The 14,737-nt window shown below is 33.2% G+C and carries 10 protein-coding genes and 4 pseudogenes; 9 read left to right on the forward strand and 5 right to left on the reverse strand.

Annotated features, from left to right (window positions below):
- The first annotated feature begins 153 nt into the window (after nucleotides 1–153).
- From BPMYX0001_RS14285 to BPMYX0001_RS14300, 4 genes are all read left to right on the forward strand, one after another.
- Nucleotides 154–1,386, forward strand: coding sequence for a MerR family transcriptional regulator (locus BPMYX0001_RS14285; RefSeq protein ID WP_006095506.1), 1,233 nt, complete (start codon nucleotides 154–156; stop codon nucleotides 1,384–1,386).
- Between the two features lie 411 nt (nucleotides 1,387–1,797).
- A complete protein-coding gene (locus tag BPMYX0001_RS14290; protein ID WP_006095508.1) occupies nucleotides 1,798–2,295 on the forward strand; it encodes a hypothetical protein in 498 nt (165 codons plus the stop codon).
- Nucleotides 2,296–2,592: 297 nt separating this feature from the next.
- Entirely contained in the window at nucleotides 2,593–4,380 is a 1,788-nt protein-coding gene (gene pepF / locus BPMYX0001_RS14295; protein WP_033799012.1) for an oligoendopeptidase F, read from the forward strand.
- Nucleotides 4,381–4,663: 283 nt separating this feature from the next.
- On the forward strand, nucleotides 4,664–5,164 hold the full coding sequence (locus BPMYX0001_RS14300) for a hypothetical protein (protein WP_239500273.1): 501 nt from the start codon (nucleotides 4,664–4,666) through the stop codon (nucleotides 5,162–5,164).
- Between the two features lie 229 nt (nucleotides 5,165–5,393).
- Here the strand turns inward: BPMYX0001_RS14300 and BPMYX0001_RS14305 are convergent, their stop codons facing one another.
- Nucleotides 5,394–6,521 carry a serine hydrolase domain-containing protein gene (locus BPMYX0001_RS14305; RefSeq protein ID WP_033799013.1) on the reverse strand — a complete coding sequence of 376 codons (1,128 nt, stop codon included), beginning with the start codon at nucleotides 6,519–6,521 and terminating at the stop codon, nucleotides 5,394–5,396.
- Between the two features lie 428 nt (nucleotides 6,522–6,949).
- Here BPMYX0001_RS14305 and BPMYX0001_RS34730 point away from each other — a divergent pair.
- A pseudogene (locus BPMYX0001_RS34730) lies at nucleotides 6,950–7,139 on the forward strand (hypothetical protein); the annotation flags it as partial.
- A gap of 59 nt (nucleotides 7,140–7,198) precedes the next feature.
- Here BPMYX0001_RS34730 and BPMYX0001_RS14310 read toward each other — a convergent pair.
- Nucleotides 7,199–7,513, reverse strand: a pseudogene (locus BPMYX0001_RS14310) (hypothetical protein); the annotation flags it as partial.
- A 273-nt stretch (nucleotides 7,514–7,786) separates the two neighbouring features.
- Here BPMYX0001_RS14310 and BPMYX0001_RS14315 point away from each other — a divergent pair.
- The 4 genes and pseudogenes from BPMYX0001_RS14315 (at nucleotide 7,787) to BPMYX0001_RS14330 (ending at nucleotide 12,330) form a co-directional block, all read left to right on the forward strand.
- Nucleotides 7,787–9,262 (forward strand): protein adenylyltransferase SelO, encoded by a 1,476-nt coding sequence (locus BPMYX0001_RS14315; protein ID WP_033799683.1) that lies wholly within the window; start codon nucleotides 7,787–7,789, stop codon nucleotides 9,260–9,262.
- Between the two features lie 248 nt (nucleotides 9,263–9,510).
- Nucleotides 9,511–9,731, forward strand: a pseudogene (locus tag BPMYX0001_RS29510) (DDE-type integrase/transposase/recombinase); the annotation flags it as partial.
- 325 nt (nucleotides 9,732–10,056) lie between these two features.
- A complete protein-coding gene (locus tag BPMYX0001_RS14325; RefSeq protein WP_006095513.1) occupies nucleotides 10,057–10,431 on the forward strand; it encodes a hypothetical protein in 375 nt (124 codons plus the stop codon).
- Nucleotides 10,432–11,307: 876 nt separating this feature from the next.
- Nucleotides 11,308–12,330 carry a CamS family sex pheromone protein gene (locus BPMYX0001_RS14330; RefSeq protein ID WP_033799015.1) on the forward strand — a complete coding sequence of 341 codons (1,023 nt, stop codon included), beginning with the start codon at nucleotides 11,308–11,310 and terminating at the stop codon, nucleotides 12,328–12,330.
- A gap of 193 nt (nucleotides 12,331–12,523) precedes the next feature.
- On the opposite strand, the gene BPMYX0001_RS14335 is transcribed toward BPMYX0001_RS14330, so the two are convergent.
- The 3 genes and pseudogenes from BPMYX0001_RS14335 to BPMYX0001_RS14345 form a co-directional block, all read right to left on the reverse strand.
- Nucleotides 12,524–13,723: an ABC transporter permease gene (locus tag BPMYX0001_RS14335; RefSeq protein WP_018767608.1), complete on the reverse strand. Its 1,200-nt coding sequence runs from the start codon at nucleotides 13,721–13,723 to the stop codon at nucleotides 12,524–12,526.
- Nucleotides 13,720–14,400: an ABC transporter ATP-binding protein gene (locus tag BPMYX0001_RS14340; RefSeq protein ID WP_033799016.1), complete on the reverse strand. Its 681-nt coding sequence runs from the start codon at nucleotides 14,398–14,400 to the stop codon at nucleotides 13,720–13,722. The genes BPMYX0001_RS14335 and BPMYX0001_RS14340 overlap by 4 nt, the downstream gene beginning before the upstream one ends.
- Nucleotides 14,397–14,737 (reverse strand): annotated as a pseudogene (locus BPMYX0001_RS14345) (efflux transporter periplasmic adaptor subunit); the annotation flags it as partial. The gene BPMYX0001_RS14340 and the pseudogene BPMYX0001_RS14345, both read right to left, overlap by 4 nt.

Here is a 14,737-nt window from a genome sequence, read left to right on the forward strand (position 1 = left end):
CAATACAGTCAAAAATTATTCAAAATATTCAAACTTCTTGAGTCTATCATATGACTTGGAGTTTCCTCCAAGTCAATAGCCATTTGAGAGTTTTTTGAATTCATTTTTGTGAAAAAAGTGGAGTAACTCCACTTTTTTCGTTGGGGGGCATCTATGAAAATTGGTACATTTGCAAAGCTTTTTCATGTTACAACTGATACCGTTCGTTATTACATTGAACTAGGATTATTAATACCAGACAAAAAAAACACCCAGTATCAAATGAACCAATTGTGTCTCGACGACATGGCTTTTATTACTGAGCTGAAAAAACTTCATTTTTCACTGCTAGAAATTCAACAAATTTTATCGTATCAGCGTGTCACAAACTTCTCGGACCATGAGGATATCGACTACTACAACAACTTGCTCATTGATAAAAAGAACCAGCTGACCAAGAAAAAAGAAGACATATCAAAAGCTATCCAATTGATTGAAAAAGCGGTTCAAACCAGCTCGCCTTCATCCAAAGAAGAGAACCTTACAGGGATCCCACTTTCCTTTGTAAATCTGTTCTATTGTCCGAAGTGCCACATTCCACTTGAAATGAAAGATGTAACGATTAAAAAAGTCTACATTCAAACGGGGAGTTTAACTTGTACTTGTGGATACGAGGCAGCTATCGAGGAAGGTATTATCATTACCGCGAACTTGTACGAGACGTCTCCTTATCCATCTTATTTTTACGATAAAGAAACGATTAAAGAGATCAATCCCAAAATGATTAACTTATTTGAAAAAAGTAATTTTTGGTTTCAAAAAGTTCTACAAAATGTAGATTTGAAAAACAAATTAATCGTGGAAACAAACGTTGACGCTTTTGTGTCACTACCCAAATATATCGATGTTCTTGAAACGAGCGCATCCTATGTATTCAGTGGCTATTCGCTTGCAATGCTCAAGAAGGTTAGAAAGAGAATTGAGCGTATGAATCCGAAGCCAAACGTCCTTTATATTTTGAATTCTGATTTAAATCTGCCATTGAAACCGCTTAGCATCGATATTTTTGTGGATAGTTTTACAGCAACTGATTTTTCACTACTCAATCCGCAGTTTCCAATTCATGTTCTAAAAAACTATTTCCATAGCAGTTCAACAATTGTCGGCGGATACTCCTATTATGATAGCTCGGCCAAATCCTTGAAAAATATTTCAGCCTTATATCCAAATTCCCACGAGCATATTTTATATCCAAAATACTTAGAAGAAAATTTATCAGTCAACGGATTTCAAATCACGCAAAGTGAAAATATCGGTTACTGTACAGATCCAGGACCTTATTTTGATTATCATGTAATAGACGAAAAATTCCACATGCTAATGTATTTGGCTAGTACGAAAAAATAGCGCACAAAAAGAGGCTGTCCGAAAAGTAGGCTAGTTCACGGATGAGACAGCTCCCTTGTAGCTAAAATCATGGTTAATCTGAAAAATTGAGGAAGCATTAAAAGATTATCTTCTGTAGAATGGTGTATTACAATGAACAATGTTACATGGTTTGCAGTAAGTAAAAAACAAATTACAGATAAAGAAATCCAAGCATTTTTGGGAAAGTTAAAGGCGGCCCAGACCAAATAAATCAAACAGCATTGAAACATCTTGAAGAAATAATGGATGGACCGGGAGGTTTTATCAAAATTAAAAATCCTAAAGGAATAGAATTTTTGGAGAAAAAACTACAAGATGGAAATGGAGTTCGATTAAACCTTGATGGAACTTTTAAATGGTATATTGACCAGTAAAAAGGGTGAGTTATAAATGGAAAATTTAGAGATTATATTAACTGATTTTAATAAGAGAAAAATTGATAAATTAATTTACGGAGAACTTAAATTATCTACATTAAAACTTAAATCATCACATTTGTATAATAATATTTCAGAAAAAGATTTGAATTTTTCTCAAGTGAAAAACATAAAAGAGATTCTATCACCGAAAGGAACAGGAAATATATTTTTAGAAGAATTGAAGTTAGGTATTTCATTAAAAAACGTAGTAATAGTTTTCTCGTTTGATGAACAATATGGTGACATTGTATTTAACTTTCCTGAAAATGAAATATTAAAGGATGAGAGGAACGATAATAAGTTAAGGTTGAAAAAGCTAGTACATTTTCTAGTTGATTTGAAAAAAAATTATGATATTCCAAAAGTTATAATTGGTTATGAACCTGCAACTGATGAGGATACTTTGTTAATTGAAATTAATAATATAGTAACTAATTATGACAAAAAAATAGAAAAAATACTTTCTTAATTTATGAGCCTTAAGGTAACTACCTTAAGGCTTTTTTAGGGGCGGAGTATCGAATTAACCACTTCTTTATTCCAAGTCAATGGAATAAAGGTTCTTGACATTGACACGTTGAATACTGAAGTGGAGGAAATTTCGTTAGAGTTAAAAGAAACAGGAGTTACCATATATAATTGCCTGTTTGAAGATGAGTACTGAAAATTATTACCTGATTAAGAAATGAAAGTAGTATAATTTTGTGGAGATACTACTTGATTAATCTTATAGTATACAAAATACATATCTAGGAAGGAAATGATTATGACAGAATTTAAAAATAGAATGGATGTATCCGATCAAGAAAAGTGGGATTTAACGGATATTTATAAAACGATTGAAAACTGGGAAAACGACTATCAAAAAATCGAAACCTTAACAGAGGATTTAAAAAAATTTAATGGAACTATCCATGATGGTCAGAGCCTACTTGCCTATCTTACGAAAAGTGAAGAAATATCAAGTTTGTTTAATTTAGTCTATGCTTATGCAAGACTTCAATCCGACCTTGATACACGTGATACAGAAGCGCAGTCCCTTGTAGATAAAGCATCACAATTACATGTTAAAATAAGTGCTGCTCGTTCCTTCTTTTCTCCATTTTTACTTAGTATCGATGAGAAAATATTACATTCTTATATAGAGGAAAACGAAGGCTTACAATATTTTAAAGAAGACTTATTTGAATTATATCGATATAAGAAACATGTTTTAAACGAAGATAAAGAAGAAATCTTGTCTCAAATGGGTGAAGCTCTCTCTTCTCCTCAGCATACATACGGAATGCTTAATAACGCAGATATTACATTTGGAGAAGTTACAACCAAGGATGGTAATAAAGTAAATTTAACACGCGGGATGTATTCAAAATTAATTAAGGATGAAAGTCGAGATAAGAGAAAAGAAGCTTACAAAGCATACTATCAACCTTATGTGCAATTAAAAAACTCTATTGCTTCTACCTTAACAGCAGCTATAAAAAACAATGTTACCATTTCAAAAATTAGAAACTATCCATCTGCTTTAGAAAGGTCTTTATTTGGTGATATGGTTCCAAAAGAAGTGTATGATACTTTAATTGATACAACTAAAAAGAACATTGCATCTCTACATACATATAATCATTTACGAAAAGAAAAATTGCAGCTAGATGAATTAAGACAGTACGACTTACATGTTGATTTAGTAAAAGGTGTAAAGCAAGAGATTCCCTATGATGAAGCATTCGAAATCATGCTTACATCCCTTTCTCCACTCGGTGAAGAATATCTTCAAACACTTCGAGGTTTTAAAGATAAACGTTATATAGATGTAAGAGAATTACCTGGAAAACGTTCGGGTGCCTATAATTTTGGCGTATATGGCGCTCACCCTTTCATCCTGTTAAATCATAATGATGACTTAAATAGTCTCTTTACACTTACTCATGAATGTGGGCATGGTATGCATACATATTATTCACATAAGTTTCAGCCGAGAATCTCTGCTCATTATTCAATCTTTGTGGCCGAAGTCGCTTCTACAGTGAATGAAATACTCTTAATTCACCATCTATTAAAAGAAGCAAAAGATATAGACGTACGCAACCATTTAATCAATCACTTTATTGATCAATTTAAAGGAACTTTCTTTACACAAGTTATGTTTGCTGAATTTGAAAAGATTACGCACGAAATGGCGCATCAAGGTAAACCATTAAACGCCCAAGCATTTAATGATGTATATGAAAAATTATTTAGAGAATACAATGGGGATACACTCATATTCGATGAAGAAGTAAAATATGGATGGGCTAGAATCCCTCATTTTTACCGACCATTTTACGTTTATAAATACGCTACCGGATTTGCTTCCGCAATTCAAATTGCAGATCAGCTTTTAAGTGGCGATCCTACCGCTCAGCAAAATTATATCGAATTCTTAAAAGGTGGAAGTTCAGATTATCCGCTCAATCTTTTAAAGAAAACTGGTGTAGATTTAACAACGCCAAAACCAATTGAAAGTGCACTAGGACGCTTTAGTAAACTAATTGAAGAATTTTCGTCACTTTAACAAAAAATGATAAGATTCTATGGACAGAATTCTATGTTAGGTCATTTAAAGAGCCAGCTTCTTCAATATTAAAGAAGTTGGCTTTTGATTATTACATTTTTAAAATTTAATAATCAAAAAATAGAAATTTGAATTAAAAACAAAAACTAATTGAAAATAATACTGCATATATCAGCATGGTATAATATTAATCACAAAAAATAAGAGTATTTCGACAGTAAAACTTTAATTCTTACTTATTCTCAGATAGGAGGTTTTTATAATAAAAAATGAAATTCAAGAATTGTTTAATGAACGAGATTTATTTGCCAAACTAATCGCAAAAGCCCGATTGTCAAATTTATCATTTGATGTATATAGCTTTAGAAAATATGAGATGGTAGTAGATTTAATATTCGCTGAAAAAAGCCAATTTAAAAATCTTCAAGAAGCGTTTGCTGCAATATTTAAGAAAGAATTGTTTGAAAGAGAAGAATGGGATATTAGTGATGAACCAGCGCCTTCAGATAAACAATGGATAGAGGCTCTAAAAAACATATGGATTCATGAGTACTTTTTAAAGTATAGGGGTATTTGTTTAGAATACGTAAACAGTGAAAATTTTATTAATAGATTTAAAGTGGATTTATTTGATGTAGACTCACCTGAATCGATCGTTAAAGAACTTTTAATGAAATTGAATAATATTGAGACAATACAAGTGAAAAAAGGACATGTTTACGATCAAATATTTGGGCAGTCTGAAAGTCATTACTTTTTGTTTGAATGGGGAATTTATGATTAGAAACATTAAGATAAAGTAAAACTTTAATCAGTGGGGGTTTTCTTCATCCCCCACTGATTATTAGCCCACACCAATCGGACTTTTACGGTCAGTTGATCCCCCACCTAACTTCTTTGCTTTCACCGAATTTTGAGGTGGGAGTATTACTGCCCGTTAATACGGGATAAAATCATTTATAAAGAATTTCTTAATCTAACTTATTTATATGAATCAGAATACTACAGACCGCTTATTTTCCTTCCAATAAATCTTTTGCCATCTTCCGAAATTCCTGATTAAATTCATCGGTCATACCGTTTTGAACATTAGAGAATAGAATAACAAAAATTCGTTTATCCCAATTGAAATTATTAAATGTATTCCACCCAGCTAATACACCGTGATTATGATAATAATCTGGATAAATGTAAAAACTAAATCCATATTTTCTTGCAGGTGATACAGTAAACATATCTGATAAACTGTGTTTGGAAAGAAGTTTGCCAGTCATAATCGCCTCATCTAATCTCTTCATATCTTCTACAGTTGTATACATTTCACCACAACCGTATAGCCAGTTCATTCTTAACCTAGGAGTAGATATGAATTCATTATCTTTCTTTGTATAACCTTCTGCGAAAAATATATCTCCAGGGAATTTTGCCCCCATGCCAGATTCATGCATTCCAACTGGAGTGAAAATATGTTCTTTTATATATTCAGCTAATGGTTGTTTAGAGATTTTTTCTATAACATAGGCAAGTACCATATAATTATAATCCGTATATCTCCAACCTGTTCCAGCAGGGAATTCAAGATTTTGTGAACCAATCCATGTCACTAATTTTAAACGTGATGCCGCATCAACTTTCCCTTGCCCTTGTTCAGGTAATCCAGATGTATGTGTCAATAAATGTCTTAAAGTAATATTTTTATCCGCTGGGAATGAAGGAATATATTTATTTACATTATCTTCTATATTCAATTCCCCTTTTTCCTGCAACTGCAATATAGACACTGCCACTACTGTCTTAGTGATAGAACCAATACGATATTTTGTTCTTGGCGTTGTTAAGACTTTATCCTGCATATTTGCATAGCCATACCCTTTTCGCAAAATCACATTATTTTGATCCGTCACAAGTACCGTTCCATTAAATCCCTTTTCTTTTAAATATTGGTCTAATTTTTGTGTTGCCCCAGCATAACGATTTCGCTGATTTCTATCTACTTTCGGTGTATCTGTTTCTAGTTTACTAGTAGAATCTGAAAATGCCTTTAAATTCTGCGTTTTACCTTTATTTGTTTGCATGAACATATATACACTTAAGCAAAAAATCGCGATAATAAAGCAAACGATTAAACATCTCTTAAACATACAGGAGCCCTCTTTTTATTCAATTTATACTTGTTACTCTTTTCATTGTTTTATTCTATCTCTATTCATTTAAAAGAAGACTTTAATTTTTGCTTAAATTTATTGAAGAACTATATTCGAGAAATGAACTACATATTACTATTTCATCCTCAATTCTACTACTATAAATTAGCATGTCTCTTGATTATCTATATCTTCCTAAAAAGTTTGTATTATTGGAAAGTTATTCAAGAGAAGCTTCCCATACTCAAATTTTTGATCACTTACTATTGTATTTCTTTCTTAGAAAATTTCCACCCAACAATCCGATTCATCTCACTATAATTTTGTTTTTTTATGTAACATTCCTTGCAAACAACATATACAATAATGCCAAAAAAGGTAATCTATTAGCATTCATCGATAAGCAAAATTAACTAGATAGTGAAATGTTCAGTTATCGAACAAACAAAAATAGCATGGTATTTATCGAGTATTACGGAAAATAAATTATGATTGTCAAAAGAAAAGAAAAGATGCAGAAAAATTTTCAAGTAAAATAAATCATGCAAACAATAAAAAGAGAGGAAGCTCATTACGGCCAAAATAATAGGGAATTTCAAAAGAGGAAATGAACGAAAAGCAAATATTAATAAGAATAAGAATCAAATTCATTTATATGTCATAATATCACCATTTTAAAATTCATACCAAAATTGATTATACATCATATTGCAAAAAAATGTCATTCGTATGACTTTTTTTTTGCAATTTTTCAATAAACTTATTGCTGAAACAAACAGCAATATAGCCATACACACACACGCCCACGTATACCCTTTGATATCCACTATGAAGCCAAAAACAGGCGGAGCTAAAATAATAGCAATTTGATTTAGCGTAAGTGCAAAGCTAACCGTAATTCCTACTGAATCCTGCCGCGATGTTTCAACAACTTCAACCATAAAAAGACTAAACCACCCAATGCCAAAGAACCCTAATAAGCCGCTAATTGAAATACCCCCACCTTCACTTCTTTTAGAGGTGGAGGTCTTCTCGGTTAAAATGATAAAATATTATAGTTTATAAAAAACAAGTACTAATACGTTTTTTTCATTGATTAAGGATATAATGTACATAACTACAAGTGAATTATAAAAACAATGCGCACTAACTAATCAATATTAAATTCCAATCTTCTATATTCTCAATAAAATGGAGAATATCATTGAATATTTATATCTATGCTTTATGTAACAGAAAAAAACGTAAAAGAAGGAGATACAATGAAAAAGAAAAAAGAAACAAAAGAAACCGGATGGAACTTAGACAATAGTTATGCCCGTCTACCGGAATCATTTTTTTCCACCCTTAGCCCAACCCCTGTAGGCTTACCAAAGTTAATCATTCTCAATCATCCTGTGGCAACATCCCTAGGGCTAAACATTGAGGAACTACAAAGCGAAGATGGAGTAGCGGTTCTTGCTGGAAACCGAATTCCCGAAGGTTCTATCCCTCTTGCTCAAGCTTATGCAGGGCATCAATTCGGGCATTTCAACATGCTAGGAGACGGCCGTGCGCTGCTAATCGGTGAGCAGATTACTCCTTCAGGTGAACGATTTGATATTCAATTAAAAGGCTCTGGTAGAACACCATACTCCCGCCGAGGGGATGGCCGCGCCGCACTTGGACCAATGCTACGCGAGTATATTATCAGTGAAGCAATGCACGCGCTTGGTATTCCTACTACCCGTAGTCTAGCTATAGTATCAACAGGTGAGTCAATCATACGCGAAACTGCTTTACCAGGTGCAATTTTGACACGTGTAGCTAGCAGTCATATACGAGTTGGCACATTTCAATACGCAGCAGCAAGCGGTTCAGTTGAGGAGCTAAAAATTTTGGCTGACTATACGATTAAGCGTCATTTTCCAGCTATTCAATCACAGGAAAATCCATACCTAGCGTTACTACAAGAAGTGATGAAGCAACAGGCCAGCTTAATTGCAAAGTGGCAACTCGTTGGCTTTATTCACGGGGTAATGAATACCGATAACATGACCATTAGCGGAGAAACCATCGATTATGGTCCTTGCGCCTTCATGGATGAATATGACCCAGCAATGGTATTTAGTTCCATTGACACGCAAGGCCGATACGCCTATGGTAACCAGCCGTATATTGGTGTGTGGAATCTCGCGCGATTTGCAGAATCTCTATTGCCGCTTCTACATACAGACCTAGAACAAGCTGCCCAAATAGCCCAAGATGCGATTTCAGATTTCGGCACACTGTATGAAAAGCATTGGCTCGCTGGGATGCGGACCAAACTAGGTATATTTAACGAAGAAGCAGAAGATAAAGCCCTCATTGATGAGCTCCTTAAAATTATGGAGAAATATCGCGCAGACTATACTAATACCTTCCTTGCTTTAACTTTTGGTACACATAAAGATACCGATTTGTTTAAAAGTCAAGAATTTACGAAGTGGAATGAAAAATGGCAGGCAAGATTAAGCAGACAGGAGGAGTCGAAATCTTCTTCAGATCAGCTGATGCGAGACACCAATCCTGCGATAATCCCACGAAATCACCGCGTGGAAGAAGCATTAGATGCCGCAGTCAAACAAGGGGACCACAGCGTAATGGAACAACTGCTTGTTGTTCTTTCAAATCCTTATGCTCACTCTCCTGAACAGTCTGAGTACTGTACACCACCGGCGCCATCATCCCGCCCTTATCGAACTTTTTGTGGTACATGAGAAAGAATTAAGTTAACACCTTCTCATGATTTACTATTTTTACAACATAATGCTACTCCTTTACCTAATGGAGTGGCATTTTTTCGGTTCTGATGCAAAATCATTTAATATAGATATAGAACCTACACAGTTTGTTCAACTACTCTTTTCTCAGCGCTAAATACAATTGATTGTTTTTTCATAATATCTAGTGGTAAATCTAGATCTCTATTTTATTAGATAAAGAGAGGCCAGCCAGCATCCAAACCAGGAAGATAAAATATCTGAATAACATGTGGAACAAGACCATCGTTTTATTAAGAAACGAGTACGCTCTATGTTGGGATTCAAGTCATTTAAAACAGCAACCTCTATATTGAGTGACGTTGAAGCCATGCATATGATAAAAAAGGAACAGATTGATTTAGAAAACCAGTCTGTCCAAAACCAAAAAGAGTTCATCCACCCAGTGTTTAGACTTATAGCATAAAATACGATTCCGTTAGGAGTCTACTATTCTCCGTGTTATTCTTCATATATTTGCACCAGAACCGATTTTATCCAATTATTTTAGAATATTAAAATAATTAATAATAATACAAGCAACGAATATACTATTCATTTTTTTGTTATCATTATCATTTTTTATTTGTGACAACTTGTTGAACACCGGATTATTATACATAACCTAGAAAAAAATAGAGAATAATGTAGATTTTTGTCTAATGATATGTATGTACACTTCCTATCTGCTAGATATAGACTGTGAAGTGTAAGGACCTTATCTTACAAAAAACTTAAAGGAGGCTTATAAAATGGGGAAATTTACAGGATTTTCAAAGTTTACACTTGCTACATTAATAGGAATAGGTAGCTTAGGTGCCTTTTCTCAAACAGAAGGTGTAAAAGCTGAAAGTTTGGATCGTATTTCTCATGAAAATGTTGAATTTAATTCACCTTCTACTATCACAAATACTTTTGAACAAAGAGCTAATATTGTCCCTGAATCAAAAGTAATCACAAACCATTATGTGAAGTACTCAAAAACTAGTTATCAGGTTAAAGAAAGTATTCCAAAAGAAATTTATTATTCATCAGATGGTTTTAAAGGTTATATACAAGCAACTACTATAATTGATATTGGTGGCCATTTCCTGACTCTCTATTCCGGAACTGTAATTCGATGTTAATTTCATGATTACGTTTATTAAAAGTAGTTTAAAACTTGTGGATTTACAAAAAATAAACCACAAAATTATTCAATTTTATGGTTTATCAAATAAAAGATAATGCTAAGACTACGTCTAATGCTCTTAGATTACCTTCCCCAAAGTTAATTATAGAGTATTAAAGTATTACTGTACAATCAAAAAGCACTCGAATGAGTGCTTTTTGATTGCTATTCCTAATGAAATTCTTTTTCTTTTCTAAAATCTGTTCATACTATTGATTCACAAAGCACTTATGCCCAGATATACAAATCATTTGTGTGAGATTTTTACATACATGTTTGAAATAAAAACTTACATGAATGATTTTAAAAGTTCTTGTACGAATGGAATTACTCCACCCACAAATTTTAAAACAGCCATTGCGATTGCCATAGTATTTCCTCCCCTTGTTTGAGTATTAAGATGTGGTAAATCTTATACCTTCATTTTAGATACATTCCGATATGCAATATTTCATATTAAAAATGTGTTTTATACAGTTATAATAGAATAGGTAAATTCTAAAGCACTCTTAAGTGAATAAAACAGCTAATGAACATATAAAAAAGAAGAGGATTATAAAAACCCTCTTCTTTTTTATGTTAATAAATCTAAGCTTGAATTCATGTTGGTCCTACGTAACTAGTAATTTAATACATAACAGAATATCCAGAAGGGATAGTTTCAAGAGTTTTTTGTAGCTTTTTTATATAAATATCATATTTTTATTTTTAACGTTAGGGAATATTGTTAGATGCATATATATATTTTCATTAATCTCTTTTTTTTTAGATATTTAATGATACACTATATGTTGTATAAAGCGAGAGAAATGGTTAAAGGTGGTTATTATAGGTGAAAAAGATATCATTATTTTTGATAATTATTAGTTTGTTATTAAGTGCTTGTAATGGTACTAATATTATTAAAAAAGAAGAGAAAGTTGTAGAAAAAAATACGAAGGGAAATAGCATTATTCCGAAATATTCTATTTCTGATAATTATTATAAAACTATTATTCCTTTAAAAGAGCATAAAATAATAAATACAGTTAATATACAAACTAATTCTAAATTAGATATAGATAAATTAGAATTAGGTTTAATGAATATGGCATCTAAGCAATTTGATACAAAAAATCATTTATTACAAAGAAGTGAATATATTGCTCAAAAAACAATAGACGAATTACTCACAAAACAAGAAATACCTTATGTATCTAATATTATAGAATATGATTATTATACTAAGAAAAATTCAGGTGAATTGAGTTTAGCTGGTGTTGTTATCGGTTTAGCCATGACTTCAAATCATTCTAATGAAGAAGCAAATGTTAAGGGCAGTGAAATTGCTAATCAACTTTTAAAAGTTCTTTATGATAATAAGAACTTTGTAAAAGTTCCTATTACTTTTTCTATTTTTAAACAGGAAGCTTCTGATTCTTTAAAAGCCGGTACTTTTATTTCTAGTGTAACAGTACAAAAAGGTGAGAATAGTATAGGACAGTGGGCTAATATTAACGAAAAATCCTTTGCTTATCCTTCTGATGATTTTAAACAAGTATATAATAAAGATAATGAAGAGTTAGATAAGTTTTCTGTTAAAGTGAAAAAATTCAATAAAGATGATTATATACCGGTTAATGCTACAATTTTTTATAAAGATGATCATATGGATACTGTAGATATGAATGTTTTAGTTAAATTTAATGGTAAATCAGAACTGATTGCTTTTACACAAATGATAGTCCAAAATATATTAGATGTTTTCCCTAAAGATGTTAAGGTTCAAATGAATATAAAGTCAGAGCAAAAAGTTGAAGCAGTTGTTGTAAGAGAAAAAAATGAAGATGAACCTTTTGTTTCTTTTATTGAATAATGAAAATAAAAAAGACAGTTATTATACTGTCTTTTTTACTTTCATTATTAGTTTAATGTACCATGACTATTTTATCATTAGCGCTTTAAAATAATTGGGCGAACAAGTGAAAAAAGATTGTGCTCTAAAACAGATTATTTAGCTCTACAATTGTATCCGCTTCTATAAGCTTAAGTTGCTGCCCCGATTTAACCTATTCGTAACGAAGTGCTTCAATTGGATCTAATTTCGCCGCCTTATTCGCTGGAATTAACCCGAAGATAATACCAAGCGTCATCGAGAATAATACGCCGCCAACAACTACTTGCCATGAAACGAGTGGTGGCCATTTCGCAAATGTGGAAACAATATATGCGCCCCCGTAACCAAGACCAATCCCAATTAATCCACCAAGAAGCGTTAACATAACAGCCTCAATTAAGAATTGCAGTAAAATTTTACTACGCGTTGCTCCAAGTGCTTTACGTACCCCAATCTCACGTGTACGCTCTGTTACAGATACGAGCATAATGTTCATAACCCCTATACCACCAACGACTAATGAAATACCAGCAATACCTCCAATAATCATCGTCATGATATTTGTCATTTTAGAAATACCATCTTGAATTTCTTTTAAATTCATTACCTCATATTTACCTGTAAACTCACTTGGCTTACGACTATTTAATGCATCAGCTGCTTTCTTTCCAGCGTCATCTAAATTATCGACATTTTTCGCTTGGACAGAAATCTCTTGAATTTCATCTGTTCCATACAACGACGGCCATAACGTTAATGGAATTAGAACTTCTGAACCTCCCATTCCCATGAATCCGCCCTCGGCTTTATATACACCAATAATTTGCAGCGGTTGGCCTTTCATTTCAATAATCTTTCCAACTGGATTTTCTTTTTCAAATATCTTTTCTTCTACATCGGAACTAATCATGACAACGTTATTTCCATAATCGATATCTGTATCATTTAAAGAACGGCCTTTTAACACCTTAACTTTATTCGCAGCGAAATATTCGCTGTCTAGCCCTTTAATATTCACCATATCTTTTTTATCATTGACATCAAGTGTTTCCATGTTTGAATTCGTCTTAATTACGTGTGAAATCTCTGGAAGCTTTTTAATTTCAAAAATATCTTCTTCTGTCAATTTCGGTTTTCCCATGGATTCCATACCAAATGAATCATTCATGTCAGGAGTATAGTGAATAGAAATCACACTATTCCCAGAACCAACAAATTGTGATTTTAACGCTGCTTCCCCGCCCTGCCCAATCGCAACAACAGTAATAATAGAGCCGACACCGATAATAATCCCAAGCATTGTAAGTGCTGAGCGCAGTTTATGAGCTAGAATAGAAGATAGGGCAATCTTTATACTATCTAGTAAACTCATATCACACACCTTCTATCTTCTGTAATTTCCCCGTCCCTTAGCACAATTCGGCGCGAAGAGTAAGCAGCGACTTCCTCTTCATGCGTAACCATGACAATCGTCGTACCTTCTGCATTTAACTTTGTGAAGATGTCCATAACTTGCTCCCCAGACTTTGTATCAAGAGCACCTGTTGGTTCATCGGCCATAATGAACGTTGGGTCATTTGCAATGGAACGTGCGATGGCTACACGCTGCTTTTGCCCACCTGAAAGTTCGCTTGGCAAGTGATACACGCGGTCAGACAATCCGACTTTCCCAAGTGCTTCAAGAGCTCTCTGACGGCGCTCCGCTTTCTTCACGCCGCCATATATAAGCGGAAGTTCTACATTTTCTACCGCTGAAAGACGTGGCAATAAGTTAAAATGCTGGAATACAAAACCGATATATTCATTACGAATAAGGGCAAGTTTTGCTTCATCTGCCGTTAAAATATTCACGCCGTTCAACACATATTCCCCTTCTGTCGGACGATCTAAACAACCGATAATATTCATGAGGGTTGATTTCCCTGAGCCAGATGGTCCCATAATGGAAACAAACTCACCGTTTTGAATTGTTAAACTAATACCATGTAAAATCGGTACCGCTAGCTTCCCTTGGTAATATGTTTTATGAATATTGTTTAACGTAATCATTTTTCTTTCACTTCCATTCCGTCATACACGTTGTCGGAAGGATTTTTAACCACCTTTTGTCCCATTGTTACACCTTCAAGAATTTCTGTCCAATCTCCATCAGTAGAACCTTTTTTCACATTTTGTTTACGAAGCTTTCCTTTGTCTTCTACATAAACAAATAGATTACCAGCTTTTTCAATAATACTTTTACTAGGAACAGCAATCATCTTCTTATTCTCTAAGTTTACTTGCAGTGATACGTGATAGCCTGGAGATAAACCTTCTTGTCCATCTAAACTAGCTTTATATGTATACTGAGACATATTTTGTGTTCCCTCACCAACACCAGCTGCTT

This window comes from Bacillus pseudomycoides DSM 12442, from assembly GCF_000161455.1.
GTDB lineage: Bacteria > Bacillota > Bacilli > Bacillales > Bacillaceae_G > Bacillus_A > Bacillus_A pseudomycoides.

What these genes read in the sequence shown, in the direction of transcription:
- BPMYX0001_RS14285 (WP_006095506.1), top strand. Translation starts at nt 154, where the DNA reads ATGAAAATTGGTACATTTGCAAAGCTTTTTCATGTTACAACTGATACC.
- BPMYX0001_RS14290 (WP_006095508.1), top strand. Translation starts at nt 1,798, where the DNA reads ATGGAAAATTTAGAGATTATATTAACTGATTTTAATAAGAGAAAAATT.
- pepF (WP_033799012.1), top strand. Translation starts at nt 2,593, where the DNA reads ATGACAGAATTTAAAAATAGAATGGATGTATCCGATCAAGAAAAGTGG.
- BPMYX0001_RS14305 (WP_033799013.1), bottom strand. Translation starts at nt 6,521, where the DNA reads ATGTTTAAGAGATGTTTAATCGTTTGCTTTATTATCGCGATTTTTTGC.
- BPMYX0001_RS14315 (WP_033799683.1), top strand. Translation starts at nt 7,787, where the DNA reads ATGAAAAAGAAAAAAGAAACAAAAGAAACCGGATGGAACTTAGACAAT.
- BPMYX0001_RS14325 (WP_006095513.1), top strand. Translation starts at nt 10,057, where the DNA reads ATGGGGAAATTTACAGGATTTTCAAAGTTTACACTTGCTACATTAATA.
- BPMYX0001_RS14335 (WP_018767608.1), bottom strand. Translation starts at nt 13,723, where the DNA reads ATGAGTTTACTAGATAGTATAAAGATTGCCCTATCTTCTATTCTAGCT.
- BPMYX0001_RS14340 (WP_033799016.1), bottom strand. Translation starts at nt 14,400, where the DNA reads ATGATTACGTTAAACAATATTCATAAAACATATTACCAAGGGAAGCTA.